Origin of the sequence: Parazoarcus communis (genome assembly GCF_003111645.1) — a bacterium.
Classification (GTDB): domain Bacteria; phylum Pseudomonadota; class Gammaproteobacteria; order Burkholderiales; family Rhodocyclaceae; genus Parazoarcus; species Parazoarcus communis_A.
Genome location: NZ_CP022187.1, coordinates 2,865,105 through 2,890,316, shown reverse-complemented (window position 1 = coordinate 2,890,316; position 25,212 = coordinate 2,865,105). Strand labels below are relative to the sequence as shown.

The 25,212-nt window shown below is 62.0% G+C and carries 21 protein-coding genes, 2 tRNA genes and 3 rRNA genes; 15 read left to right on the top strand and 11 right to left on the bottom strand.

What is annotated here, in order from left to right; genetic code table 11:
• Positions 1–10 precede the first annotated feature (10 nt).
• On the bottom strand, positions 11–718 hold the full coding sequence (locus CEW83_RS13200) for a hypothetical protein (protein WP_234418815.1): 708 nt from the start codon (positions 716–718) through the stop codon (positions 11–13).
• Between the two features lie 281 nt (positions 719–999).
• Here CEW83_RS13200 and hrpA point away from each other — a divergent pair, with 281 nt between their 5' ends.
• Positions 1,000–5,082 (top strand): ATP-dependent RNA helicase HrpA, encoded by a 4,083-nt coding sequence (gene hrpA / locus CEW83_RS13195; protein WP_234419085.1) that lies wholly within the window; start codon positions 1,000–1,002, stop codon positions 5,080–5,082.
• A gap of 24 nt (positions 5,083–5,106) precedes the next feature.
• Here the strand turns inward: hrpA and CEW83_RS13190 are convergent, their stop codons facing one another.
• Positions 5,107–5,439 carry a hypothetical protein gene (locus tag CEW83_RS13190; protein WP_108949756.1) on the bottom strand — a complete coding sequence of 111 codons (333 nt, stop codon included), beginning with the start codon at positions 5,437–5,439 and terminating at the stop codon, positions 5,107–5,109.
• 246 nt (positions 5,440–5,685) lie between these two features.
• Here CEW83_RS13190 and rpsF point away from each other — a divergent pair, with 246 nt between their 5' ends.
• The 5 genes from rpsF (at position 5,686) to dnaB (ending at position 8,643) form a co-directional block, all read left to right on the top strand.
• Positions 5,686–6,081 carry a 30S ribosomal protein S6 gene (gene rpsF, locus CEW83_RS13185; RefSeq protein ID WP_108949755.1) on the top strand — a complete coding sequence of 132 codons (396 nt, stop codon included), beginning with the start codon at positions 5,686–5,688 and terminating at the stop codon, positions 6,079–6,081.
• A gap of 1 nt (position 6,082) precedes the next feature.
• Positions 6,083–6,397 (top strand): primosomal replication protein N, encoded by a 315-nt coding sequence (gene priB, locus CEW83_RS13180; RefSeq protein ID WP_108949754.1) that lies wholly within the window; start codon positions 6,083–6,085, stop codon positions 6,395–6,397.
• A gap of 1 nt (position 6,398) precedes the next feature.
• Positions 6,399–6,674: a 30S ribosomal protein S18 gene (gene rpsR, locus CEW83_RS13175; RefSeq protein WP_108949753.1), complete on the top strand. Its 276-nt coding sequence runs from the start codon at positions 6,399–6,401 to the stop codon at positions 6,672–6,674.
• 15 nt (positions 6,675–6,689) lie between these two features.
• A complete protein-coding gene (rplI, locus tag CEW83_RS13170) occupies positions 6,690–7,139 on the top strand; it encodes a 50S ribosomal protein L9 (RefSeq protein WP_108949752.1) in 450 nt (149 codons plus the stop codon).
• 94 nt (positions 7,140–7,233) lie between these two features.
• Positions 7,234–8,643 (top strand): replicative DNA helicase, encoded by a 1,410-nt coding sequence (gene dnaB / locus CEW83_RS13165; protein ID WP_108949751.1) that lies wholly within the window; start codon positions 7,234–7,236, stop codon positions 8,641–8,643.
• 73 nt (positions 8,644–8,716) lie between these two features.
• Here the strand turns inward: dnaB and CEW83_RS21060 are convergent, their stop codons facing one another.
• Positions 8,717–8,953, bottom strand: a complete 237-nt coding sequence (locus CEW83_RS21060) for a hypothetical protein (RefSeq protein ID WP_159099415.1) — start codon at positions 8,951–8,953, stop codon at positions 8,717–8,719.
• 82 nt (positions 8,954–9,035) lie between these two features.
• Here CEW83_RS21060 and CEW83_RS13160 point away from each other — a divergent pair.
• The 7 genes from CEW83_RS13160 (at position 9,036) to CEW83_RS13130 (ending at position 16,305) form a co-directional block, all read left to right on the top strand.
• A 16S ribosomal RNA gene (locus tag CEW83_RS13160) occupies positions 9,036–10,573 on the top strand.
• 70 nt (positions 10,574–10,643) lie between these two features.
• Positions 10,644–10,720 (top strand) — tRNA-Ile (locus CEW83_RS13155).
• A 27-nt stretch (positions 10,721–10,747) separates the two neighbouring features.
• A tRNA-Ala gene (locus tag CEW83_RS13150) sits at positions 10,748–10,823 on the top strand.
• Between the two features lie 312 nt (positions 10,824–11,135).
• Positions 11,136–14,023, top strand: a 23S ribosomal RNA gene (locus CEW83_RS13145).
• 125 nt (positions 14,024–14,148) lie between these two features.
• Positions 14,149–14,262: ribosomal RNA gene (gene rrf, locus CEW83_RS13140) — 5S ribosomal RNA — on the top strand.
• Together the 16S, 23S and 5S rRNA genes with 2 tRNA genes alongside form the textbook arrangement of a ribosomal RNA operon.
• Before the next feature lie 135 nt (positions 14,263–14,397).
• Complete coding sequence (locus CEW83_RS13135; protein ID WP_108949750.1) at positions 14,398–15,561, top strand: UbiH/UbiF family hydroxylase; 1,164 nt, start codon at positions 14,398–14,400, stop codon at positions 15,559–15,561.
• Between the two features lie 15 nt (positions 15,562–15,576).
• Positions 15,577–16,305 carry a DsbC family protein gene (locus tag CEW83_RS13130; protein ID WP_108949749.1) on the top strand — a complete coding sequence of 243 codons (729 nt, stop codon included), beginning with the start codon at positions 15,577–15,579 and terminating at the stop codon, positions 16,303–16,305.
• 39 nt (positions 16,306–16,344) lie between these two features.
• Here CEW83_RS13130 and CEW83_RS13125 read toward each other — a convergent pair whose 3' ends face one another.
• Complete coding sequence (locus CEW83_RS13125) at positions 16,345–17,403, bottom strand: murein transglycosylase A (protein WP_234418814.1); 1,059 nt, start codon at positions 17,401–17,403, stop codon at positions 16,345–16,347.
• A 466-nt stretch (positions 17,404–17,869) separates the two neighbouring features.
• Here CEW83_RS13125 and CEW83_RS13120 point away from each other — a divergent pair, with 466 nt between their 5' ends.
• A complete protein-coding gene (locus CEW83_RS13120) occupies positions 17,870–18,733 on the top strand; it encodes an ATP-binding protein (RefSeq protein ID WP_108949747.1) in 864 nt (287 codons plus the stop codon).
• Between the two features lie 3 nt (positions 18,734–18,736).
• Entirely contained in the window at positions 18,737–19,690 is a 954-nt protein-coding gene (locus CEW83_RS13115) for a Nudix family hydrolase (protein ID WP_108949746.1), read from the top strand.
• Here the strand turns inward: CEW83_RS13115 and CEW83_RS13110 are convergent.
• The 7 genes from CEW83_RS13110 to ntrC all read right to left on the bottom strand — a co-directional run bounded on the left by CEW83_RS13110 (position 19,687) and on the right by ntrC (position 25,177).
• Complete coding sequence (locus CEW83_RS13110; RefSeq protein ID WP_108951396.1) at positions 19,687–19,854, bottom strand: DNA gyrase inhibitor YacG; 168 nt, start codon at positions 19,852–19,854, stop codon at positions 19,687–19,689. The genes CEW83_RS13115 and CEW83_RS13110 overlap by 4 nt on opposite strands.
• 23 nt (positions 19,855–19,877) lie before the next feature.
• Positions 19,878–20,633, bottom strand: coding sequence for a cell division protein ZapD (gene zapD / locus CEW83_RS13105; protein ID WP_108949745.1), 756 nt, complete (start codon positions 20,631–20,633; stop codon positions 19,878–19,880).
• Between the two features lie 102 nt (positions 20,634–20,735).
• Positions 20,736–21,347 (bottom strand): dephospho-CoA kinase, encoded by a 612-nt coding sequence (gene coaE / locus CEW83_RS13100; protein WP_199915113.1) that lies wholly within the window; start codon positions 21,345–21,347, stop codon positions 20,736–20,738.
• A complete protein-coding gene (locus CEW83_RS13095; protein ID WP_108949743.1) occupies positions 21,344–22,054 on the bottom strand; it encodes an SPOR domain-containing protein in 711 nt (236 codons plus the stop codon). Before CEW83_RS13095 ends, coaE begins: the two co-directional genes overlap by 4 nt.
• 88 nt (positions 22,055–22,142) lie before the next feature.
• Positions 22,143–22,859 carry a type III pantothenate kinase gene (locus CEW83_RS13090; protein WP_108949742.1) on the bottom strand — a complete coding sequence of 239 codons (717 nt, stop codon included), beginning with the start codon at positions 22,857–22,859 and terminating at the stop codon, positions 22,143–22,145.
• Entirely contained in the window at positions 22,856–23,686 is an 831-nt protein-coding gene (locus CEW83_RS13085) for a biotin--[acetyl-CoA-carboxylase] ligase (protein ID WP_108949741.1), read from the bottom strand. The genes CEW83_RS13090 and CEW83_RS13085 overlap by 4 nt, the downstream gene beginning before the upstream one ends.
• 63 nt (positions 23,687–23,749) lie before the next feature.
• Positions 23,750–25,177: a nitrogen regulation protein NR(I) gene (ntrC, locus tag CEW83_RS13080; RefSeq protein ID WP_108949740.1), complete on the bottom strand. Its 1,428-nt coding sequence runs from the start codon at positions 25,175–25,177 to the stop codon at positions 23,750–23,752.
• Between the last annotated feature and the right edge of the window lie 35 nt (positions 25,178–25,212).

Sequence of the window (25,212 nt, the reverse complement as noted above, 5' to 3'; positions counted from 1 at the left end):
GTACGCAGTTTCAGGGGGCGTGAATACCCCATTCCACGATCTGCCACTGCGCCGAACCCAGTTGCCACAAGGCGAGGCCGTCCTGGTGGCCGGCCAGGCCGAAGCTGTCGTGGTCGCAGACTTGCGTGGGCCAGCGCCAGCAGCGGGTCGCCAGGGTGGTGATGTCTGCAGCGGGCTCGAGGGGGCGGTCGGTATCGGCCAGCGGCGGGGTGGCGGCCGACAGCACATCGTGCCAGCTGGCCCAGTGATGCGCCTGCAGCGCAGTGCGCAGATTTTCGGTCCAGCGCGCGTCCTCCGTGAGCGCAGGCGACTGGCCGAGGACATTGGCGAACAGCAGGCTGGCCCCGGGATACAGGCGGGAAAGCCAGCTCGGGCCTTCACGCCCCGACAGGCAGTCGAGCTCGCCGTGCTCGATGCGCAGGCCGGAAAAACGCCGGCGCAGGATCAGGCGGGCAAGCGGGTCGGGTTCAAGCACGGTGATGCGGGCGAAGCGCTGGAGAAAGGTCTGGTCGAGGGTGTATCCGCCCGAGGGGCCGATGATGACGAGATGCGCAGTCGGTGCCTGCCAGGCGTTCAGCCAGTCCGCGACCTGGGCGATGAAAGGCGCCCACAGCGTGCGCCGGTGGCGCAGTGCGCGCAGGTGGTAGCCGAGGCCGCCCGAGTCATCGAACAGGTGGCTTCGGAGCTTCGGGTATGCGTTGGCGGAGGTGTCCTGCATGGTGGAGGCGGCTGGCATCGGACGAGTATAGCGAGGCGCGGTAACGTCGGTGCTGTCACTCGGCCGTGGTGCTGGGATAATGCAGGCCATTCCGTCGCCGTCGGCTCGTTCCGCGGCGCCTGCGCATCAGACCGGACTGCACCGCGGGTACGTGCGCTTGCATCAAGCCATGTCGTGCAGCATCAAGAGCATAAATGAACAGACACTCCAGTTTGCCTGCCGCTGCGGGCATGTCCGCTTTCGACGATTGCCTCAGCATCGACCGCCCCCGGCTGCGCCGCATGGCACGCGATCTGCGGCGCGGAGACGATGAGCGCAAGAAGAAGCTGCAGGATGCGTTTGACGCCCTGCTGTCACGCTCGCGCACCGCGCTGGCTGCACGCCAGGCGGCGCTGCCCAGGCCGGAGTTTCCGCCGGAGCTGCCGGTTTCGGCGCGGCGCGACGAGATTGCCGAGGCCTTGACTGCGCATCAGGTCATCATCGTCTGTGGCGAAACGGGTTCGGGCAAGACCACTCAGCTGCCCAAGATCTGCATGACGCTGGGGCGCGGTGCGGCGGGTCTGATCGGCCACACCCAGCCGCGGCGGCTGGCGGCGCGGGCCACGGCTTCGCGCATCGCGCAGGAGCTCAACAGTCCGCTCGGGCAGGCGGTGGGCTACAAGATCCGCTTCACCGACAAGCTCACCGCATCCAGCCACATCAAGCTGATGACCGACGGCATTCTGCTGGCCGAAACCCAGACCGATCCGCTGCTCGCCGCCTATGACACCCTGATCATCGATGAGGCGCACGAGCGCAGCCTGAACATCGACTTCCTGCTCGGCTACCTGCGCACGCTGTTGCCCAAACGGCCCGATCTCAAGGTGATCGTGACCTCGGCGACGCTCGATGCCGAGCGTTTCGCGCGCCACTTTGCCGACGCCACAGGCAAGTCTGCGCCGGTGATCGAGGTGTCGGGCCGCCTGTATCCGATCACCATGCATTACCGCCCGGTGGAAGAGGAAGATGCGAAGGAAGGGGCGAAGCCGGCGCCGCGCGCGGGCGAGCGCCCGCCGCCACGCAGGAACAAGGGGCGCGACCTGCTCGAGGCGATCGTCGATGCGGTCGATGAGGCGCAGCGCAGCGGGCCGGGCGACGTACTGGTGTTTCTGCCCGGTGAGCGCGAGATCCGCGAGGCCGCCGAGGCCTTGCGCAAGGCGCAGCATCTGCCCGGCACCGAAATCCTGTCCCTGTTCGCGCGCCAGTCGGCACAGGACCAGTCCAGGGTGTTCTCGCCGTCGAAGGGGCGCCGCGTGGTGCTGTCGACCAACGTCGCCGAGACCTCGCTGACCGTCCCCGGCATCCGCTATGTGGTCGATACCGGCCTGGCGCGGGTCAAGCGCTACTCGCCGCGCAACAAGGTCGAGCAGTTGCAGATCGAGAAGATCGCCCAGTCGGCGGCGCAGCAGCGTGCAGGGCGTTGCGGCCGGGTGATGGACGGCGTCTGCTTCCGGCTCTACGACGAGGACGACTTTGCCAAGCGTCAGGCGCACACCGATCCGGAGATCCTGCGCTCCTCGCTGGCGGGGGTGATCCTGCGCATGAAGTCGCTGCGCCTGGGCGCGGTGGAAGACTTTCCCTTCATCGATGCGCCCGGGTCGCGCCTCATCGGCGACGGCTATGCGCTGCTCGCCGAACTCGGTGCAGTGACCGATGACGACGAGCGCAGGCTTACTCCGAGCGGTGTCGAACTGGCCAAGCTGCCGCTCGACCCCCGCATCGGACGCATGATTCTGGCGGCGCGCGACCGTGGCTGCCTGGCCGAGCTGCTGGTGATCGCCGCTGCGCTGTCGGTGCAGGACCCGCGCGAGCGTCCGCAGGAAGGGCTGGGCGGTGCCGATCAGGCGCATGCGAAGTTCCGCGGCGGCGAGCAGGACCAGCGCTCGGAGTTTCTCTGGTATCTGCACCTGTGGAAGGCGTGGGACGAGGTCCAGCGCCATGAATCGGCGGGCAAGCAGAAGGCGTGGTGCAAGCAGCACTTCCTGTCGTGGATGCGGATGCGCGAGTGGCGCGACGTGTTCACCCAGCTGCACGCACTGTGTGCCGAGCACGGCTGGAAGGAGAACCAGCTCCCCGCCAACTACGAGACCATTCACAAGGCGCTGCTGGCAGGGCTGCTCGGCAACATCGGCTGCAAGGTCGAGGATGCATCAGGCCCCCAGGCCGGCAGTTATCTCGGCGCACGCGGCATCAAGTTCTGGCCGCATCCTGGTTCGGCGCTGGCGAAGAAGGCGGGCAAGTGGATCATGTGCGCCGAGCAGGTCGAGACCTCGCGCCTGTTCGGACGCTGCATTGCCCGCATCGAGCCCGAATGGGTGGAAGAGGTGGGTGCACACCTGCTGCGCACGCAGATGTTCGAGCCGCACTGGTCGAAGACTTCGGGCGCGGTGCGTGCGTGGGAGCGTGGCACGCTGTACGGGCTGGTGCTCTACCCGCGGCGCGGCGTGAGCTACCGCGATACCGATCCCGCGCTGTGCCGCGAGTTGTTCATCCGCGAGGGGCTGGTGGCGGGCGAAATCGCCGATGGCGCTTCCCGCAACATGGGCTTCCTGTCGCACAACCAGCGTCTGGTGGCCGAGATCGAACGCCTGGAGCACAAATCGCGGCGGCCGGACGTGCTGGTCGACGAAACCCTGATCGAGGCTTTCTACGACAGCCTGATTCCGCCCGGGGTCGATGACCTCGCCAGCTTCGAGGCTTGGCGCAAGACGGCGGAGAAGACCGAGCCCAAACTGCTTTACCTGTCGCGCGACCAGCTCATGCGGCACGAGGCGGAAGGCATCACCACCGAGCGCTTTCCGACCCGATTCGAGGTTCTGGGGCAGAAGCTGACCCTGAGCTACCTCCACCAGCCCGGCGATGCGGACGACGGCGTAACGCTGACCGTGCCGCTGGCCATGCTCAACCAGATCCCGGCCAACCGCTGCGAATGGCTGGTGCCCGGCCTCCTCGAAGAGAAGATCACCGCGCTGCTCAAGACCGTGCCGCAAAAGCACCGCCATCGCCTGCAGCCGATGAACGAGAGCGCGGCCGCTTTCATGGCCGATTTCGACGCCGGCGCTTTCGATACCGATGAGCCGCTGTTGCGCATGCTGCAGCGCTTTGTCGAGGACCGGGTCCAGCTCAAACTGCCGCTCGAGAGTTTTCGCCTCGAGAACCTCAAGCCCCACTGTTTCATGAACCTGCGGGTGATCGACGAACATGGGCGGGTGATGGGGCAGTCACGCAATCTGTCCGAGCTTCGCGCGCGTTTCCGCGACCAGGTGGCGGCGCGCTTCAAGGCCGCAAAGATCGACGGCGCGCTTGCCGGTGCGCTTGAAGCGGCGGGCGCCGTGACTGCGCCCGCCGCAGACAGCGGGGGCGGGAAGTCTCGCCGCGAGAAGGGCGCGGCGTCGGCGCAGCATCCGGCAGAGCGCGGCTCATCCGCAAATAAAGGGGACGAGGCGGCGAATGCGCCGACCGCCGGCTCCGCACTCTCCGGCGTGACGTCGTGGAGCTTCGGCGCACTGCCCGAACTGCTCGAACTCAGGGTCGCGGGACGGGATGTAATCGGCTTTCCGGCCCTGCATGACGATGGCGACAGTGTGTCCTTGCGCCCCTACGACACCCCGGAAGAGGCCGCGCGGGTGCATCGGGCGGGCCTGACCCGGTTGTTCGCGCTGACGCTCAAGGATCAGGTACGCGCCATCGAGCGTCTGCCGGGCTTGCGTGAGCTGGCACTGCAGTACATGAACTTCGGTACCGAGGCCGAGCTGAAGGCGCGTCTAGTGGAGGCGACCCTGACGCGTTGCTGCCTGCTTGAGCCTTTGCCTGCGGATCAGGCAGGGTTCGAGCGGCGCTGCACGGAAGCCAAATCGCGGGTGACGCTGGTGGCGCAGGAGTTCATGCGACTTGCCGGACAGTTGCTGACGGAAAACGCTGCCCTGCAGAAACGTCTGCTTGGCATGAAGGCTTTTCCGGACGTGGTGGCAGACCTGCAGGCGCAGATTGCCAGCCTGCTGCCGAAAGACTTTCTCGTGGCCTGCCCGTGGGAGCACCTTGCGCAGTTCCCGCGCTATCTGAAAGCGGCATCGATCCGCCTCGATAAACTCCGTAACAATCCGGCGCGGGATGCGCAGTTGATGAACGACTGGAAGGCGCTCGCCCAGACCTGGGAGCGTGAGCTGAACGCAAAGCGTCGTGCCGGCGTGACCGACCCGCAGCTGGAGTCCTTCCGCTGGTTGCTGGAGGAATTGCGTGTCGGCCTTTTTGCGCAGGAGCTTAAGACACCGATGCCGGTGTCAGTAAAGCGACTGCAGAAGATATGGGACAGCCGGCCGCGCTGAAGCGCTGCAGCCGGCTGCAGGCCCTTACCGGAAGGGAATCACGATAGGCGGAATATTCACCCCGATCACGACCGCCGGTTCCCGGCTGTAGCTGCGCACGGGAGGTGCGTAGTAATACTCACGCACTTCGCGTTCGCGGTAATAGCGCGGGACTTCCCGAACAACCACGCGTTCGCGGATGACTGTCCGCCTGTCGGAGTGATCGTGCCGGTGGTAGCGCTGATAGTGCTTGTACGCCTTGCGCTCGCTCTTGGACCAGCCACGGTCATCGTCGTCGTGGGCATCGGCAGCACCGCCTGCCGCCATCAGTCCGGCACAGAGCAGCGTGGCAAGCAGGCGTTTGGGTGTCGATTTCATGGTCTTGCCTCAGGTTTGTTGTCGTCGTTTCAGGGCTTGAGCCTGATGCGCCGATACTAGGTGAGGCCGCTTCGGGACGTGCGTTGAGAGTGTAAGCAGGCTTGACGGACCCTGCGTCGGGCGCTTGACATTTCGCGTCGACGACCTTTGTTTTTTCAGCAGTTCTTGTTACTATTCCGCGCTTCACCTTGCTCCACCGGTTTCGCATGCCGGGGGGCTGACTTTCAACAACCGCAAGGAGTTTGCATGCGACACTACGAAATCGTATTCATCGTCCACCCGGACCAGTCCGAACAGGTCCCGGCGATGATCGATCGTTACAAGACGATCGTTACCGCCCGCACGGGTCAGATCCACCGCCTCGAAGACTGGGGCCGCCGTCAGCTGGCCTACCCGATCCAGAAGGTGCACAAGGCTCACTACGTACTCATGAACATCGAGTGCGACGGTGAAGCGCTGGCCGAACTCGAGCACGCCTTCAAGTTCAACGATGCAGTGCTGCGTCACCTGACCATCAAGACGAAGAAGGCTGTTACCACGCCGTCGCCGATGATGAAGGAAGAGAAGTCCCGCTCGCTGACCGCTCCGGCTGCTGCCGAAGAAGCCAAGCCTGCAGAAGCCTCCGAGTCCGCTTCGGCCTGAGGTGGCTGAGGCGGGGCTGAACGAGCTGCGCCTGACGGCGCGCATCGCCGAACTCCTCCCCCTGCGGCGAACGCCAGCAGGTGTGCCGGTAGCGGGATGTGTGCTGACCCACGAATCGAGGCAGCGTGAATCCGGACTGGATCGCGACGTTTCGGTGGAATTGCAGGCAGTGGCCGTTGGTGATCTCGCCAGTGTTCTGGCGAATGCCGGCCCCGGAGTGAACGTGACAGTGACGGGCTTTCTGGCAGCGAAGAGTCTTCGCAGCCGTGCTCCGGTACTGCATCTGAACAAGATCGAATTTGTAGAAGGAAACTGAAATGGCTTTCAAGCCCAAGTCCAAGTTCAAGAAGAAGGACGATCGCGGTAATCGTGGTCTGTTCAAGCGTCGCAAGTTCTGCCGCTTCACCGCGGAGAAGATCGAAGAAGTCGACTACAAGGATGTGGACATCCTTAAGGACTTCATCACCGAAAACGCCAAGATCATGCCGGCACGCATCACCGGCACCAAGGCCGGTTACCAGCGTCAGCTGTCGGTTGCCGTGAAGCGCGCGCGCTTCCTGGCACTGATGCCTTACACCGACCTGCACCAGTAAGAGAGGACAGAGATCATGCAAATCATTCTTCTCGAAAAAGTGGGCAAGCTCGGCGGTCTGGGCGATGTGGTCAAGGTCAAGGACGGCTACGCACGCAACTACCTGATCCCCCAGGGTCTGGCCAAGCGCGCTACGACGAACAACATGGCCGAGTTCGAAGCGCGTCGCGCTGAGCTCGAGCGTCTGCAAGCCGAAAAGCTGGAAGCTGCTCAGGCTCTCGGCGCCAAGCTCGACGGTCTGATGGTTCAGATCACCCGCAAGGCCGGTATGGACGGTCGCCTGTTCGGTTCCGTCAGCAACATCGACGTGGCTGAGGCAGTTGCTGCTCAGGGCTTCGAAATCGATCGTTCCGCGATCCGCATGCCGCAGGGTCACCTGAAGCAGATCGGTGACACCCAGCTCGACGTTGCACTGCACGCCGACGTGACGGTCTCCATTACCGTTTCGGTGCTGGGCGAGCATTAATCGCAGCAGTTTGCGATCCAGAAGGGGCTGCCTAGGCAGCCCCTTTGTTTTTAGAATGCCCTATTTACGCTAATCGACTTCGGTCAGGCTCCCCATGGCGACTTCCCGCAGGTTCCCCGACGACGCACTGGACCCGCAGATGGCGGCGATCAAGCTGCCGCCTCATTCTCTTGAGGCAGAGCAATCGCTCATCGGCGGCATTTTGCTCGACAACTCTTCCTGGGAGCGGGTAGCCGACCTCGTTAACGAGGCCGACTTCTATCGCGACGACCATCGCCGTATCTATCGGCACATCTCCAAGCTGATCGATTTCGGAAAACCCGCGGACGTGGTGACCGTATTCGAGTCGCTGGAAAAGAACGGCGAGGCCGAGCAATCCGGTGGCCTGTCCTACCTGGCCGAAATCGCCAACAACACCCCTTCGGCGGCAAACATCCGGCGCTACGCGGAGATCGTTCGCGAACGGGCCATCCTGCGCAAGCTGGTGGCCGTGGGCGACAACATTGCCGCGAGTGCGCTCAGCCCCTCGGGCAAGGACGCCAAGATGCTGCTGGACGAGGCTGAGGCGCGGGTGTTCGAGATCGCAGAAGCCGGCGCCCGCAATACCACCGGTTTTCAGGTCATCCAGCCGATTCTGAAGCAGGTTGTGGATCGGGTGCAGGAGCTCTATGACCGCGACAGTGCTTCCGAGGTGACCGGTGTGCCCTCAGGCTTTGCCGACCTTGATGCCAAGACTTCGGGTCTGCAGCCTTCGGACATGCTGATCGTGGCGGGGCGCCCTGCAATGGGCAAGACCACCTTTGCGCTGAACGTCGCCGAGCACGTGGCCGTCGAGCAGCGCCTGCCCGTCGCCATCTTTTCGATGGAAATGCCGGGCACGCAGCTGGCAACCCGTTTTATTGCCTCTGTCGGCCGCATCGACATGCAGAAGATTCGTAGCGGTCGCCTGACAGACGACGACTGGCAGCGCCTGACGGTGGCGATGGGCAAGCTCTACGACGCGCCCCTCTATATAGACGAGACACCTGGCCTCAACCCGATCGACCTGCGGGCAAGAGCCCGGCGCCTGGCGCGGCAGTGCGGCCGCTTGGGGCTGATCGTGATCGACTACCTGCAGCTGATGAGCGGTACGCGCGACAGCGACAACCGCGCCTCCGAGCTCTCCGAGATTTCACGCTCGGTCAAGTCGCTGGCAAAAGAGCTGCATGTGCCGATCATCGCGTTGTCGCAGCTCAACCGAAGCCTGGAGCAGCGCCCCAACAAGCGCCCCGTGATGTCTGACCTGCGCGAGTCGGGTGCGATCGAGCAGGATGCGGACATCATCATGTTTATTTATCGAGATGAGGTCTATAACCCTGATTCTCCAGACAAAGGTACGGCAGAGCTGATTATCGGCAAACACCGGAACGGCCCGACCGGTACCGTGCGAATGACCTTCTTTGGCGAATATACCCGCTTCGAAAACTTCGCCGGAGGCGGCGGGTTTGTGCCCCCAGACGAATGATTTTGATCTTTCAGCGATATATTTTCATTTTCTTCTTGCATTAGTTCGTGGGGTGTCTATAATGCGCACCTCTTCACCGCGAAACGCAGTTAGCGAAACGGGGTGATGGCAGGAAAGCAGTTGTTTTTGCAGGTATTTTTGAAGCGGATTTCTGTTTTTGTTGTTTCGGTGGTTTTGAAATAAAACGAAGACAGGGGTTGACGAGATAAGTTAAGTTGATCATAATCTCGCTTCTCTGCTGCAGGAACTGCAGCGGTTCTTTAAAAAATTGAACAATCGATAAGTGTGGGTGCTTGATCGCTGTGGCCATGAAACTGCTTAGGCAGTTTTGAGTTTCACAAAGATTAGGTGCTCATATGTCAGTAAAATGATTTTGAGTACTTTGTAGGATTAAACTTAAGAGTTTGATCCTGGCTCAGATTGAACGCTGGCGGCATGCTTTACACATGCAAGTCGAACGGCAGCGGGGGTGCTTGCACCTGCCGGCGAGTGGCGAACGGGTGAGTAATGCATCGGAACATGCCCAGTCATGGGGGATAACTACGCGAAAGCGTAGCTAATACCGCATACGCCCTGAGGGGGAAAGTGGGGGATCTTAGGACCTCACGTGATTGGAGTGGCCGATGTCAGATTAGCTAGTTGGTGAGGTAAAGGCTCACCAAGGCGACGATCTGTAGCGGGTCTGAGAGGATGATCCGCCACACTGGGACTGAGACACGGCCCAGACTCCTACGGGAGGCAGCAGTGGGGAATTTTGGACAATGGGCGCAAGCCTGATCCAGCCATGCCGCGTGAGTGAAGAAGGCCTTCGGGTTGTAAAGCTCTTTCGCAAGGGAAGAAAACGGCAAGGCTAATATCTTTGTCGGATGACGGTACCTTGACAAGAAGCACCGGCTAACTACGTGCCAGCAGCCGCGGTAATACGTAGGGTGCGAGCGTTAATCGGAATTACTGGGCGTAAAGCGTGCGCAGGCGGTTTTGTAAGACAGATGTGAAATCCCCGGGCTTAACCTGGGAACTGCGTTTGTGACTGCAAGGCTAGAGTACGGCAGAGGGGGGTGGAATTCCACGTGTAGCAGTGAAATGCGTAGATATGTGGAGGAACACCGATGGCGAAGGCAGCCCCCTGGGCCTGTACTGACGCTCATGCACGAAAGCGTGGGGAGCAAACAGGATTAGATACCCTGGTAGTCCACGCCCTAAACGATGTCAACTAGTTGTTCGGAGAGGTAACTTTCTGAGTAACGCAGCTAACGCGTGAAGTTGACCGCCTGGGGAGTACGGCCGCAAGGTTAAAACTCAAAGGAATTGACGGGGACCCGCACAAGCGGTGGATGATGTGGATTAATTCGATGCAACGCGAAAAACCTTACCTACCCTTGACATGTCTGGAACTTGTGAGAGATCACTTGGTGCCTTCGGGAGCCAGAACACAGGTGCTGCATGGCTGTCGTCAGCTCGTGTCGTGAGATGTTGGGTTAAGTCCCGCAACGAGCGCAACCCTTGTCATTAGTTGCCATCATTTAGTTGGGCACTCTAATGAGACTGCCGGTGACAAACCGGAGGAAGGTGGGGATGACGTCAAGTCCTCATGGCCCTTATGGGTAGGGCTTCACACGTCATACAATGGTCGGTACAGAGGGTTGCCAAGCCGCGAGGTGGAGCTAATCTCTTAAAGCCGATCGTAGTCCGGATCGTAGTCTGCAACTCGACTACGTGAAGTCGGAATCGCTAGTAATCGCAGATCAGCATGCTGCGGTGAATACGTTCCCGGGTCTTGTACACACCGCCCGTCACACCATGGGAGTGGGTTTCACCAGAAGTAGGTAGCTTAACCTTCGGGGGGGCGCTTACCACGGTGAGATTCATGACTGGGGTGAAGTCGTAACAAGGTAGCCGTATCGGAAGGTGCGGCTGGATCACCTCCTTTCAAGAGAAAGGTCGCAGTGGTCAAGTATCCACAACTTATCGGTTGTTCAAGCGAAGAGCCTCGAGTGTGAGGGTCTGTAGCTCAGCTGGTTAGAGCACCGTCTTGATAAGGCGGGGGTCGTTGGTTCGAACCCAACCAGACCCACCAAACTATCGAAGGTGCGTTGGTCAGAATGGGGCTTTAGCTCAGCTGGGAGAGCGGCGGCTTTGCAAGCCGTAGGTCGTCGGTTCGATCCCGACAAGCTCCACCAGTATCTGATGCAAACCAGACGCTGGTCAGACAGTGGTCAGACACACAACGAGGTTCGAGAAGTCAGTCATGCATGGCCAGGAAAGCTTCTGGTGTTTATGCCTGACTTCTCGGGAAGGTCAAACTTCTCGATTGGCTCGCTCTTTAACAAAGTGGAAGAAGTATATATATGTGCAGCGTATCAGTAGATGCGTTGCACGGGTAGCGTGATTGCATTGAATCTCGCGTGCTGTGTCAGCGGCGCGACGAGGTTCGCACAAACGAGTTCGACCTGTGACCGGATCTTTGGGTAACCGAGGATCTAAGGTTATAGGATCAAGCGACTAAGTGCATGTGGTGGATGCCTTGGCGATCACAGGCGATGAAGGACGTGCAAGCCTGCGAAAAGCGGGGGGGAGCTGGCAATGGAGCTTTGATCCCCCGATATCCGAATGGGGAAACCCACTCCGCAAGGAGTATCCCGTACTGAATACATAGGTACGTGGAGGCGAACGCAGCGAACTGAAACATCTAAGTAGCTGCAGGAACAGAAATCAACCGAGATTCCGTAAGTAGTGGCGAGCGAACACGGATGAGCCTGCACGACTAAACCATCTAATTAGCAGAACGGTCTGGAAAGTCCGGCAACACAGGGTGATAGCCCCGTATGTGAAAATTAGGTGGCGGGTCTGAGCGTGCGACAAGTAGGGCGGGACACGAGAAATCCTGTCTGAAGATGGGGGGACCATCCTCCAAGGCTAAATACTCGTGATCGACCGATAGTGAACTAGTACCGTGAGGGAAAGGCGAAAAGAACCCCGGGAGGGGAGTGAAATAGATCCTGAAACCGCATGCATACAAACAGTGGGAGCCTCCTTGTGGGGTGACTGCGTACCTTTTGTATAATGGGTCAGCGACTTACGTTCAGTGGCGAGCTTAACCGAATAGGGGAGGCGTAGCGAAAGCGAGTCTGATAAGGGCGACATAGTCTCTGGGCGTAGACCCGAAACCGGATGATCTATCCATGGCCAGGATGAAGGTGCGGTAACACGCACTGGAGGTCCGAACCCACTAATGTTGAAAAATTAGGGGATGAGCTGTGGATAGGGGTGAAAGGCTAAACAAATCCGGAAATAGCTGGTTCTCCCCGAAAACTATTTAGGTAGTGCGTCGTACGGACACTTGCGGGGGTAGAGCACTGTAATCGTTGGGGGGGTCAATGCGATCTACCCCGCGATAGCAAACTCCGAATACCGCAAAGTGATATACGGCAGACAGACAGCGGGTGCTAACGTCCGTTGTCAAGAGGGAAACAACCCAGACCGCCAGCTAAGGTCCCAAATGCATGGCTAAGTGGCAAACGAAGTGGGAAGGCATAGACAGCTAGGAGGTTGGCTTAGAAGCAGCCACCCTTTAAAGAAAGCGTAATAGCTCACTAGTCGAGTCGTCCTGCGCGGAAGATGTAACGGGGCTCAAGCCATGAACCGAAGCTGCGGATGTGTCTTATGACACGTGGTAGGGGAGCGTTCCGTAAGCCTGCGAAGGTGTCTCGAGAGGGATGCTGGAGGTATCGGAAGTGCGAATGCTGACATGAGTAGCGATAAAGGGTGTGAAAAGCACCCTCGCCGAAAGCCCAAGGTTTCCTGCGCAACGTTCATCGGCGCAGGGTGAGTCGGCCCCTAAGGCGAGGCAGAAATGCGTAGTCGATGGGAAACAGGTCAATATTCCTGTACCGGTTCTAGATGCGATGGGGGGACGGAGAAGGTTAGGCCAGCCGGGTGTTGGAAGTCCTGGTTTAAGCGTGTAGGAGTACCCCGTAGGCAAATCCGCGGGGATTATCTGAGGCGTGATGACGAGTCTCCTTGTGAGACGAAGTGGTTGATACCCTGCTTCCAGGAAAAGCCTCTAAGCTTCAGTCTAGAATCGACCGTACCGCAAACCGACACAGGTGGGCAGGTTGAAAATACCAAGGCGCTTGAGAGAACTCAGGAGAAGGAACTCGGCAAATTGATACCGTAACTTCGGGAGAAGGTATGCCCCGGTAGCTTGTAGGAGTACATCCGAAGGGCGAAGGGGCCGCAGAGAATCGGTGGCTGCGACTGTTTATTAAAAACACAGCACTCTGCAAACACGAAAGTGGACGTATAGGGTGTGACGCCTGCCCGGTGCCGGAAGGTTAAGTGATGGGGTGCAAGCTCTTGATCGAAGCCCCGGTAAACGGCGGCCGTAACTATAACGGTCCTAAGGTAGCGAAATTCCTTGTCGGGTAAGTTCCGACCTGCACGAATGGCGTAACGATGGCCACACTGTCTCCTCCTGAGACTCAGCGAAGTTGAAATGTTTGTGAAGATGCAATCTACCCGCGGCTAGACGGAAAGACCCCATGAACCTTTACTGTAGCTTTGCATTGGACTTTGACGGGACTTGTGTAGGATAGGTGGGAGGCTTTGAAGCGGGGACGCTAGTTCTCGTGGAGCCAACCTTGAAATACCACCCTGGTGTCGTTGAGGTTCTAACCCAGGCCCGTGAATCCGGGTCGGGAACAGTGCATGGTGGGCAGTTTGACTGGGGCGGTCTCCTCCCAAAAGGTAACGGAGGAGTTCGAAGGTCTCCTAGGTACGGTCGGACATCGTACTGATAGTGCAATGGCAAAAGGAGGCTTGACTGCGAGACCGACAAGTCGAGCAGGTGCGAAAGCAGGACATAGTGATCCGGTGGTTCTGTATGGAAGGGCCATCGCTCAACGGATAAAAGGTACTCTGGGGATAACAGGCTGATTCCGCCCAAGAGTTCACATCGACGGCGGAGTTTGGCACCTCGATGTCGGCTCATCACATCCTGGGGCTGTAGCCGGTCCCAAGGGTATGGCTGTTCGCCATTTAAAGTGGTACGTGAGCTGGGTTTAAAACGTCGTGAGACAGTTTGGTCCCTATCTGCCGTGGGCGCTGGAAGTTTGAGTGGACCTGCTCCTAGTACGAGAGGACCGGAGTGGACGCACCTCTGGTGTACCGGTTGTGACGCCAGTCGCATCGCCGGGTAGCTAAGTGCGGAAGAGATAACCGCTGAAAGCATCTAAGCGGGAAACTCGCCTCAAGATGAGACTTCCCTGGGGCCTAGAGCCCCCTGAAGGGTCGTGGAAGACCACCACGTTGATAGGTCGGGTGTGGAAGCGCAGTAATGCGTTAAGCTAACCGATACTAATTGCCCGTGAGGCTTGATCCTATAACCTTACAAAACAGTCGATACTCGTTGTTGGACGAAAAAACTTCGCCCAACCATCGACGCAATCACAACACCCATATACTTCTTCCCGCTTTGGCCTGCAACGCGCAGGTGACAAGTCATAGTCTGACGACCATAGCGTCTTGGTCCCACCCCTTCCCATCCCGAACAGGACCGTGAAACAAGATCGCGCCGATGATAGTGAGATTCGTTCTCGTGAAAGTAGGTCATCGTCAGACTAACCCTACGCTTAACCCCGCTGAGATAATCCTCAGCGGGGTTTTTGCTGTCCACGGCTCACAACGGCACCATCTCCGTGACCTGACCGGCGTCATCGGGCAGAATCACGGACTCGTATTGCGACGGCAAGGGCCATGAAATTCGATCTGATCATTGTTGGCGGCGGGCTCGCGGGAGCGGCACTTGCGGTGGCTCTTCGCGCCAGCCGGCTGAAGATCGCCCTGGTGGAAAGCAGCCTTCCCGCCAGACCAGCGGGATGGGATACCCGGATCTACGCCTACAGTCCGGCGAATGCGGATTTTCTGCGCGAGCTTGGCGTATGGGACCGCCTCGATCAGACCCGCATGTGTCCGGTCGAGTCCATGGATATCAAGGGCGACGGCAATGGCAGCGTAAAGTTCTCTGCTTACCAGAGCGGGCTTTCCGAACTTGCCTGGATTGGTGAGTCAAGCCTGATTCACTGCGAACTGTGGGAGAGTCTCAAGCGCCAGCACAACGTCACGGTCTTTGCGCCCGCGCATCCGGGCGCGCTCGATGTGAGCGAGTCCGAAGCCAGGCTGGTGCTCGATGACGGGCGAAGCTTGAGCGCTGCGCTGCTAGTCGGGGCCGACGGACGCGATTCCTGGGTGCGCCAGCAGTCGGGAATCAAGGCAAGCGTGAAGCCGTATGACGAGATGGGTGTTGTCGCCAACCTGAGCTGCGAGCAAGAGCATCGGCGCACTGCGTTTCAATGGTTCAGGGACGACGGCGTGCTTGCGTGGTTGCCCTTGCCCGGCAATCGCATTTCAATCGTCTGGTCTGCGCCAGATGCCGTCGCCGCAGATCTGATGTCGATGAGCGACGAGTCCTTCTGCGAGCGCGTCGCGGATGCCGGTGGGCGGCGGCTCGGGCGGTTTGAAATGGAGTCGCCGCGTGCCGCGTTCCCGCTTCGGCTGATGCGGGTTGAAAGCATGATCGGCCGTCGCGTCGCGCTGATCGGCGATGCCGCACATGCCATCCACCCCCTTTCCGGCCATGGCATCAATCTTGGTTTCCAGGATGCCCGGATGCTTGCCAGTCTGCTCGGTGAGCTGAAGCCGTGGCAGGGCGCCGGAGACCATGGCGTATTGCGGCGCTATGCCAGAGCGCGCGCAGAAGAACCCTTCCTCCTGCAGTATGCGACCCACGGCCTGAACCGCCTCTTTGCGAGTCGTAATCCCGTGTCGGCCTTGCTGCGCAATGTCGGGATGAACCTCACCGATCGTTTGCCGGTCATAACCAACGCACTTACCCGATACGCGGTAAGTGGAAAGTTCTAACTCCTGGAGATCCTGATGTTTTCTTTTCCCGGCCTTGCCCGTGCGCTTCCGCTTGCACTGAGCCTGTCCCTGTTTGGTGCTGGTGCGCATGCCGATGAAGCTTCCGTGCGCAAAGGTATGGAGGCATTCGTCGGTGCGCCTGCAGTCGAGTCTGTTGCGCGTACCCCATACGCCGGGCTTTACGAAGTTGTGCTCAAGAGCGGCGAGCTCGTGTACACCGATGAAAAGGTCAGCTTCATTGTCGATGGTCGTGTGATCGACGCACAGACCCGTCGCGACATGACCCAACTTCGGCTCAACCAGCTTTCGGCCATCGACTTTTCGACGCTTCCGCTCGATCAGGCGATCAAGCACGTCAAAGGTAACGGCAAGCGGGTGATCGCCACCTTCGAGGATCCGAACTGCGGCTACTGCAAACGGCTCGGCAAGGAGCTCGCGCAGATGAAGGACGTGACCGTCTATACCTTCCTGTATCCGATCCTGAGTCCCGATTCGACGACCAAGTCGCGTGATATCTGGTGTGCTAAGGACAAGGCAAAAGCCTGGAGCGACTGGATCGTCGACGCGAAGGTGCCGGCGACGGCGGATTGCGACACGGGTGTGATCGATCGCAACGTCGCACTGGGGCAGAAGCTGAAGATCAACGGCACGCCGACGATCTTCCTGTCCAACGGCAGCCGCATCGGTGGTTATGTGCCGGCAGCAGAACTGGAAAAGGCGATTGGCGCGATCGCAGCCAAGTGATCGGAGCAGGGGGCGGTGCAAGGCCGCCCCCTGCCGTAATCAGCCTTTACCCAGCGCATTCGCTGGTTTCACCCCGTTCGGGAGCAATACCCAGATCCGGCCGTTCTGCCGCATCTTTCCGGCCTGTGTTCCGGCCTGCGCACCAAAACCCCAGAAGTAGTCGGCCCGTACCGGCCCCTTGATCGCACTGCCAGTGTCCTGTGCCAGCACGAGCCGGTTCAGCGCACGGTTGCTGTACGGCCATGTGGTAGCGAGGAAGACAGGTGCCCCCAGGGGAATGTAGGCAGGGTCGATGGCGATGCTCCGCTCTTCCGTGATCGGGACCCCGAGGGCGCCGATTGGGCCGCTGGTGCTGGCGGGAAGTTCGCGGAAGAAGACATAGCTTGGGTTGCTGTTGAGCAGCTCGCCGAGGCGGGCGGGATTATCCCGCGCCCACTGCCGGATGCCTTCCATTGAAGCCTTGTCGAGCGTCAGTTCGCCCTCACTGACGAGCCAGCGACCGATGGATTGATACGGATGTCCGTTCTGGTCCGCGTAACCGATGCGGAGCCGGCTGCCGTCGGGAAGCTCGACGCGGCCAGAGCCCTGCACCTGCAGAAAGAACAGGTCGATCGGATCGTCTGCCCACAGCAGAATCCTGGGGGCAAGGAGCTCCTGGCGCTGATCCAGTTCGGCGCGCGTCCAGTACGGCACGACCTTGTTGCCGACGAGCCGCCCGCGCAGGCGCAGCGATTTGAGCTCAGGGTAGACGCTGGCGAGGTCGATGGTCAGCATGTCCTCGGGCGGGGCATGGATCGGCCACCTGCTCTGGGCGGAGCGGACCCGGCTACCCTTGATCAGGGGTTCGTAGTAGCCGGTCACCAGTCCGGTGTCGGAGCCGTCGGCGTTGAGCGAACGCCATGGGGTGAAGTGCTGCTCGAAGAAAGCCTTGACCTGATTCGTTGAAGGGCGGGCGGGCAGTCGTGCGCCAAGGGCGCAGACGGCTTTCCAGTCATTGCGGCGCGAGAGTGTCCCGCAGGACTCGCGGAAGGCCGGCCATGCGGCGGCGAGATCGTCTTCGGCCCAGCCGGGGAGCTGCGTCCAGGTCGACATGCTCATCGTGCCGGCCTGGCCTGCCGGCGGCGCTTGAGTGGGCACGGGAGCGGACGCGGGCGCCGGACTCGGGGCAGGCGTCGGGGCCGTTGCGCCGGGAGGCGGACATGCAGGGCAGGCCGGACAGGCTTGTGTCCGCACACAGGCCTGCGGTTTCGCTTCCGTTACCGGTGTCGATGCCGGTTGTGGCGGTGTCGCGCAGGCGGCAAGAAGGGCTGCAAGCGTGGCGGTTGCGAGGTGTCGCGGAAGGCGGTGATGGGCCTGGCTCATGATGGGGATCGGTTAAACTCGGGGCATCCGGCCCCGCAGTATACCGGGGTCAGCTTCCGAATCCGGTAACCGGGCTGTAACGCACAGAGGCATGGAATGTGGGTCATTTTCCTTGAAGCGGGGCTTGCCCTGTTGTTGTTGCTGATCATCGTGTGGACGACCTGGCCGCGCCGCAAGAACAGAATGGACGAAGACGATGGAAATGAATGAACTGAGTGCCCTCATCTGCAGGGCGGAGCGGGTGCTTGAGCGGCTGGAGGGCATTCTGCCGGGACCGGCAGCGCCACCCGACTGGAGCGCGGCGCACGCCTTCCTGTGGCGGCGGCGTCATGGGCGCGGGAGCTTGCAGGCCGTGGGCGTGCCGCACGGGATTCGTCTGAAGGATCTGCAGGACATCGATGACCAGAAAGCGCGCATCGATCGCAATACGCGCCAGTTCCTCGCCGGCAAGCGCGCCAACAACGTGCTTCTGACCGGCGCGCGTGGCACCGGCAAGTCATCGCTGATCAAGGCACTGCTCAACGAGTACGGCGACCAGGGCCTGCGTGTGGTCGAAGTGGACAAGGCCGATCTGACGGACCTGCCCGAGATCATGGAGATGCTGGCCGGACGTCCCGAGCGTTTCATCGTGTTTTGTGACGATCTCTCTTTTGAAGAGGGGGAAGGGGCGTACAAGGCGCTCAAGAGCGTGCTCGACGGCTCCGTCTCTGCCGTGGCAGACAATGTGCTGCTGTACGCGACATCCAACCGTCGCCACCTGATGCCCGAGTATCACGACGAGAACCTTCAGGCGCGGCATGTGGACGGCGAGGTTCACCCCGGCGAGGCGGTGGAGGAGAAAGTGTCGCTGTCCGAGCGCTTCGGCCTCTGGATCTCCTTTTATCCCTTCGCTCAGGACGAGTATCTCGACATCGTTGCGCACTGGCTCCGCGTCTTTGGTGTTCCCAAGCGCAAGCTGGCCGCTGCCCGCCAGGAAGCCCTGCAGTGGGCCTTGATGCGGGGGTCGCGATCGGGTCGGGTGGCCTGGCAGTTTGCCCGGGATTACGCGGGCCAGCTGGAGGACTGAGTGATGTCGAGGAAGGTGGTCAATGTGGCGGCCGGCGTCATCACGCGTGAAGATGGCAGTTTCCTCATCGGACAGCGTGCGCCCGGAACCTTCTATCCGGGTTACTGGGAGTTTCCCGGTGGCAAGGTCGAGGCGGGCGAATCGCCGGCGGATGCGCTGAAGCGTGAGCTCGATGAGGAACTCGGTATCCGTGTCGAGCGCCTATATCCGTGGCTGGTCAGGGAGCACGCCTACGAGCACGCGCATGTGCGGCTGCACTTCTTTGAAGTGCCGCAGTGGCAGGGCGCAGTAAACGATCATGTGCACAGCGCCCTGGCCTGGGTGCAACCGGGGCATGTCGACCGTTCGCCGATGCTGCCCGCGAACGGTCCGATCCTGAAGGCGCTGCGCCTGCCGCGCAGGATGGGAATCACCTGTGCTGCAGCGATGGGCGTTGCCGCCCAGCTCGATGCGCTGGATCAGGCGCTCGCACAGGGGCTTGGGATGGTGCAGGTGCGCGAAGCGGGGCTGGACGCGCGCGAGCGGCGGGCGTTTGCGACAGAGGTCGTGCGTCGCGCCCATGCGGTCGGCGCACTGGTGGTGATCAATGATGACGAGGCTCTGGCTGATGAGGCGGGAGCGGACGGTCTGCATCTGCCCGCCCGCCGGCTCGCGGAACTGACGCAGCGACCGGCGTTCGAGTGGGTCGGGGCATCATGTCACAGCCGCGAGGAGCTCGAGCGGGCCGCAGCGCTGGAGCTCGACTACGTGCTGCTGGGGCCGGTGAAGGAAACGCTCAGCCATCCCGGGCAGCCTGCCTTGGGGTGGGATGCATTTGCGGCGCTGCGTGCAGACCTGCCGATGCCGGTGTTCGCTCTGGGCGGGCTGGACGACGCCGACATGACGGATGCCCGTCTTGCCGGGGCGCATGGTGTGGCGGCGATCCGGTCCTGCTGGCGCACGCCGCGCCGCGACTAGGACGGCGTGTCTTCGCCGGCGTCCGGTGGGGAGGTCGGGACGCGATAGCTTTCCGACGCCCATGCGCCGAGGTCGAGCTGTTTGCAGCGTTCCGAGCAGAAGGGGCGGAACCGGTTTTCGGTGCGCCATTCGGTCATCTTTCCGCACTGCGGACAGCGGACCATGCGGGGTGCTGGGTCGGGTTTGTTCACAGGCTGCAGAAGGTCAGTTCAAAGGGGATGTCGCGCTCGGCAACCCGTGGCCGGACGACGGTTTCGGGCAGCATGAAGCGGATGTTGAGCGCGTACTTGTTGGCGCTGATCTCGGGGATGACCGGCTCCGAGCGCGGAATGCGAATGCGCAGCATCTGGGCCGTACGCCCCGCCATCGTCATCTGAAACGTGCCTGCCTTGGCCCGCAGCTCTTCTGGACGACCGCTGCTGCGCAGCAGGCGCAGGACGATCTCCAGACCGCTGCGTATCGGTGCCATCGGCCGCGCCCAGGTGTCGAGGTCGCGCCGACGCGCGTCGGCCTCGCGGCTGAGCCAGAAGTGATAGGAGGGCAGGTCGAACTGGCATACGCCACCGGGAATCGCCGCACGGCTGCGGATTCCCATCAGCCATTCATTTTCGCGCAGGTACTGGCCGATCTTGCCCGCCATCGCGAGCAACCCGGATGAGGCCTGCTCGATTTCGTAGAGCGCACCCGACAGGGCTTCTTCCGAGATCTCCGGGTTGTTGCGGAAGGAGATCAGAATCTGGCGCTGGCGTTCGAGTTCCTGGACGAGGTCGACCTTGAGGTCGGCCCGGCCGGCCACTTCGAGAATCTCGAACAGGCTCAGCAGGCCGGCGTGGTTGTCGAGCGGCGCATCGCTGCTGCAAAAATGGGCATGCTTGCGAAACAGGTCCTCGAGGCGCAGCAGAGTGCGGATACGCTCATTGAGAGGATATTCGTAGCTGATCACGCACACGTTCCGAAGGCTGGTGGAAGTACCGGGTTAGCGGACGATGATAGCACAGGGGTTACAGACGCTTCGGCCAAAGGCTGGCAGCCGTGACTTGCGGCTTCAGCCGGCAAGCGCCAGATAGGACGCATGCAGGGCGTCGACCTGCGTTTCCAGCGCTTTCAGCGTACCACTGTTGTCTATCACGTCGTCGGCTGCGGCAAGCCTTGCGGCGCGGGTGGCCTGGGTGGCCATGATGGCGCGCACTTCGTTTTCGTCCAGTCCGCTGCGCGCGCGGACGCGCTCGATCTGCACACTTTCCGGGCAATCCACGACGCACACCCGGCTACATCGTTCGCGGTAAGTGCCGGACTCGATCAGCAGTGGTACGGCGAGTATCACGTAGGGGCTGGATGCCTGTTCGCACTGGCGCTCGCTTTCGGCGCGGATCATCGGATGCAGGATGTGCTCGAGCCGCTTGCGGGCGGGCGGCTCGGCGAACACCAGGTTGCGCATGCGGGCGCGATCGAGGCGACGGTCGGGCGTGATCATCTCCGCCCCGAAGACCTCGGCAATGCGGGGAATGGCCGCGCCATCGGGGCCGGTCAGGGTGTGCGCGATCTGGTCGGTGTCCACCACGACAATGCCGTGCGAGGCAAAACGCGAGGCCGCTGCACTCTTGCCGCTGCCGATGCCGCCTGTCAGGCCGATGACGACCGGGCCTGCCGTGCTCACGGCAGACAGTCCGTGCGGTGCCGCGCCAGCGCCTCATCCTCGGCAATCGATGCCAGTTGCGCTTCGTCGCCATCGACCTCGATCCGGTACTCGACCGTCGAGCGCGTCGCAATGCCCGCACCGCGAACGCCTTTTGCCCGCAGTTGGGACAGATGCACGTTGGACGAGGCCTCGGTCTTGAACAGACCCAGCGAAATCGCGTACTGATTGGGGCCGGCTTCCTGGACGATGAAGAGGTCGTCGATGCCTTTGGCGCGCAATGCCCTGACCTGCCGCTCCGCCGCATCACGATTGGGCTGGGGCGGAATGCGCACCCACCATGATGTCGGAACTTCCGTGCTGCGCTGTCTGGGTGTCATCCCCGATGCCGCCAGGCGTGCGCTCAGCCGGTCGGCATCGGAGGCATTGAGGCCAGACCATGCCTGGCAGATGAGCACCGCTGCTGCGGCGATGGCGGCGGGCTCCTGCTGCGGCGCGATCTCGTCGGGCGGGGCGGCCGGTTCGGGCGCAGGGGGCGGCTCGATTGCGGCGCTGTTCTCGCGTGTCGATGTCGGCGCCAGCAGTCTGATGCGGTCGGGATGGAGCTGATTGCTGATGCGTTCGGGTTCGCCTGCCGGCGCCGCAAAGCCGAACCAGCCCTTCAGTGCACCGAAAGCCAGCGCGTTGAGGATGACCAGCAGGATGAACAGAAAGCGCAAGGTTGTCATGCCTGAAGCTTACCCGATCAGGGACGATGTGAATAAGTCGGAAAAGGCTGCGAACGGCACAGGGTAACGGCCCCGTCTCCGCGGCGTTTCACGAATCCTGAGCGATGCGGGCGAGGCCGTCGAGTACGAGATTGTCGACCCGCTGCACGGGCAGGGACAGCAGGCTGGCAAATGCGTCTGCCGCGCCACCGCCAAGCAGGCAGCACGCGCCTGCAGACGATTCGATCTGGCGGAACATCCGCTCCACCGCGCCGGCCTGTGCCTGCAGGCAGCCGGAGAGGATGGCGTCGGCCGTGCTGCGCGGCGTGGGGCTGAACTGGCCGCTCGCCAGCGGCAGCTGCGCCGTGTTCGAGGCCAGTGCGCGCTGCATCAGCGCGACGCCGGGCAGGATCAGGCCGCCAAGGAAGTCGCCCGCAGCATCAAGCAGATCGATGGTGGTCGCCGTGCCCGCCATCACCACGAGGCAGGCATGGGGGTGTTGCGAACGCGCACCGATCAATGCGGCCCAGCGGTCGGCACCGAGCTGCGCGGGCTGGCGGTAGAGATTGCGCACGCCGCAGCGTTCGGCGTCCGGGGTGATCCATTCCGGGGTCATCCCGCGCTGTGCTGCGAGCGTGCCGATCTGGCCGCCTACGCCCGGGCCGGCCACGTTGGCGCCAATCATGCGGCGAATGCCGGGGGTCTCTGCCAGGACGGCATCGAGCGCCTCGAGCTGGTCGTGCTCGCAGGCGCCCTCGACGGGCGTCGGCGTGCCGTGCAGGCGCCATTTGATCCGGGTGTTGCCGGCATCGATCAGCAGGATCATGTGTTTGGCCTCAGTGAGACTTCGCCCGACAGGATGCGGACCAGGCCGCTGTCGCCCTGGATCAGCAGTGCGCCGTCTTCGTCGACGCCGACACAGGTGCCGACGACGTCCTTGCCTTCACCGGTGATCCTGACCGGCAGGCTGGCAAAGGCATTGTGTTGTTCCCAGGCGCCGCGCAAGGCATCGAAGCCTGCGACGGCGTAGGTCTGGAACAGGCCGTGGAGTTCGGTCAGGACCAGGCCGAGCAGGGCCTCACGGCTGGGCGCGCGCCCCAGCTCGCGGGTGAGATCGCTGACGCCCGCCTGCTCCGGGATGTGTACGCCGGCTGGCAGTCCGATATTGATGCCAATGCCGACCACGGCCGCCATCGTGCGGCCACGACCGGGAATCAGCTCGACGAGCACGCCTGCCAGCTTGTGTCCGTGAACAAGGACATCATTGGGCCACTTCAGCTGCACGCCTTCGACCCCGAGCTTCTCAAAGGTGAGTGCGAGCGCCAGCCCGACCACGAGCGACAGCCCGGCCGGCACCGGGGCGCCGGGCATGAAGCGCCACAGGGCGGAAAAGGTCAGGCTGTGTCCGGGCCACGAGAGCCACTGCCGGCCACGCCTGCCGCGACCGCCGGTCTGCGCGCTGGTGACCAGTACGTGAATCCGGCCGTCGTCCGCCGGAGTGTGCGTCATCAGCTCGGTGTTGGTCGAGACGCAGGTCTCCAGCCAGCGCACGCTGAAATCGTGCGCAAGCGAACCCAGCGCAGCAGCAAGGGCTGACAGGTCTGGCGCGGTATTGTCAGGGAGAGAGCTCAAGCGGACCGTCCCGGGTGGCATTTGGCCCGGGATTATCCTTCATCTGGCGGTCATCTACGAGGCCTTCGCCTCATCCGGGGCGGATCAGCTCTCCTGATCGCTGTCGCCGGGCGGTGAGCGATCGTCATCCATGCCCAGTTCCTGAATCTTGCGGGTGATGGTGTTGCGACCGATGCCGAGCAACTGTGCGGCCTCGATGCGGCGTCCGCCGGTGGCGGTCAGGGCGCGCCGGATGAGGGTGCGCTCGAACTCCTTGGTCAGACGATCGAACACTTCGCCGGGTGCGGTCGAGATCAGGCGGTCGGCTTCCAGGCCGAGGCCGTCGACCCAGTTGACCGGCGACTCCCGCATCGGCTGGTCGCGCATCTCCGGCGGCAGGTCTGCCACTTCGATGACCTGGCCGGGGGCCATCACCGTGAGCCAGTGGCACAGATTCTCGAGCTGGCGCACGTTGCCGGGGAAAGGCATGGCCTGAAGGTATTTCTGCGCTGCATCCGAAATGCGCTTGCTCTCGACGCTGAGCTCCTGCGCGCTGCGCAGCAGGAAGTGACGTACCAGGATGGGAACGTCCTCGCGCCGCTCTCGCAAGGGCGGCAGGCGCAGGCGGATCACGTTGAGGCGATGGAACAGGTCTTCCCGGAACAGCCCCTGGCGCACGCGCTCTTCCAGATCCTGGTGGGTGGCCGCAATCACGCGCACATTGGCGCGGATAGGCTGATGACCGCCGACGCGGTAGAAGTTTCCGTCCGACAGCACCCGCAGCAGGCGGGTCTGGAGCTCGGACGGCATGTCGCCGATCTCGTCGAGGAAGAGCGTGCCGTCGGCAGCCTGTTCGAAGCGGCCGCGACGCTGCGTGGCGGCCCCGGTGAAGGCGCCGCGCTCATGGCCGAACAGTTCGGACTCGAGCAGGTCGCGCGGAATGGCTGCGGTGTTGATGGCGATGAAGGGTGCATCGCGCCGCGGGCTGTGACGGTGCAGCGCGCGGGCAACGAGCTCCTTGCCGGTGCCGGACTCGCCATTGATCATCACGGTCGCATGGGACTGGGACAGGCGGCCGATGGCCCGGAAGACTTCCTGCATCGAAGGCGCCTGGCCGAGGATTTCCGGTGCAACAGTGGTTTCCTCTATTGCACCTTCCTGGTGCGGACTTTGCTCCAGCGCACGCCGGACGAGCGCGACGGCCTGATCGACGTCGAAGGGTTTGGGCAGGTACTCGAAAGCTCCGCCCTGAAACGCCGACACCGCGCTTTCGAGGTCGGAGTACGCCGTCATGATGATGACGGGCACCTGCGGGAAGCGGGTCTTCACCCGCTGCAGCAGGGTCAGGCCCGATTCGCCGGGCATGCGGATGTCCGACAGCATGACATTGGGCGGCTGGCTGGATGATTCGAGCTCCTCCAGCGCTTCATTCGCGGAGGCGAAGCTGCGGTGGTTGATCTCCTCGCGGCTGAGCGCCTTTTCCAGGACCCAGCGGATGGAGCGATCGTCATCGATGATCCAGACAGTATTCATGATCTATGCACTTTTTTGGTGCGGACGGCTGTGCA

Excerpts from the sequence above, each read along its gene's own strand:
- CEW83_RS13200 (WP_234418815.1), bottom strand. The coding sequence starts at position 718 with ATGCAGGACACCTCCGCCAACGCATACCCGAAGCTCCGAAGCCACCTG.
- hrpA (WP_234419085.1), top strand. The coding sequence starts at position 1,000 with ATGGCACGCGATCTGCGGCGCGGAGACGATGAGCGCAAGAAGAAGCTG.
- CEW83_RS13190 (WP_108949756.1), bottom strand. The coding sequence starts at position 5,439 with ATGAAATCGACACCCAAACGCCTGCTTGCCACGCTGCTCTGTGCCGGA.
- rpsF (WP_108949755.1), top strand. The coding sequence starts at position 5,686 with ATGCGACACTACGAAATCGTATTCATCGTCCACCCGGACCAGTCCGAA.
- rpsR (WP_108949753.1), top strand. The coding sequence starts at position 6,399 with ATGGCTTTCAAGCCCAAGTCCAAGTTCAAGAAGAAGGACGATCGCGGT.
- rplI (WP_108949752.1), top strand. The coding sequence starts at position 6,690 with ATGCAAATCATTCTTCTCGAAAAAGTGGGCAAGCTCGGCGGTCTGGGC.
- dnaB (WP_108949751.1), top strand. The coding sequence starts at position 7,234 with ATGGCGACTTCCCGCAGGTTCCCCGACGACGCACTGGACCCGCAGATG.
- CEW83_RS21060 (WP_159099415.1), bottom strand. The coding sequence starts at position 8,953 with ATGGCCACAGCGATCAAGCACCCACACTTATCGATTGTTCAATTTTTT.
- CEW83_RS13135 (WP_108949750.1), top strand. The coding sequence starts at position 14,398 with ATGAAATTCGATCTGATCATTGTTGGCGGCGGGCTCGCGGGAGCGGCA.
- CEW83_RS13130 (WP_108949749.1), top strand. The coding sequence starts at position 15,577 with ATGTTTTCTTTTCCCGGCCTTGCCCGTGCGCTTCCGCTTGCACTGAGC.
- CEW83_RS13125 (WP_234418814.1), bottom strand. The coding sequence starts at position 17,403 with ATGAGCATGTCGACCTGGACGCAGCTCCCCGGCTGGGCCGAAGACGAT.
- CEW83_RS13120 (WP_108949747.1), top strand. The coding sequence starts at position 17,870 with ATGAATGAACTGAGTGCCCTCATCTGCAGGGCGGAGCGGGTGCTTGAG.
- CEW83_RS13115 (WP_108949746.1), top strand. The coding sequence starts at position 18,737 with ATGTCGAGGAAGGTGGTCAATGTGGCGGCCGGCGTCATCACGCGTGAA.
- CEW83_RS13110 (WP_108951396.1), bottom strand. The coding sequence starts at position 19,854 with ATGGTCCGCTGTCCGCAGTGCGGAAAGATGACCGAATGGCGCACCGAA.
- CEW83_RS13095 (WP_108949743.1), bottom strand. The coding sequence starts at position 22,054 with ATGACAACCTTGCGCTTTCTGTTCATCCTGCTGGTCATCCTCAACGCG.
- CEW83_RS13090 (WP_108949742.1), bottom strand. The coding sequence starts at position 22,859 with ATGATCCTGCTGATCGATGCCGGCAACACCCGGATCAAATGGCGCCTG.
- CEW83_RS13085 (WP_108949741.1), bottom strand. The coding sequence starts at position 23,686 with ATGCCACCCGGGACGGTCCGCTTGAGCTCTCTCCCTGACAATACCGCG.
- ntrC (WP_108949740.1), bottom strand. The coding sequence starts at position 25,177 with ATGAATACTGTCTGGATCATCGATGACGATCGCTCCATCCGCTGGGTC.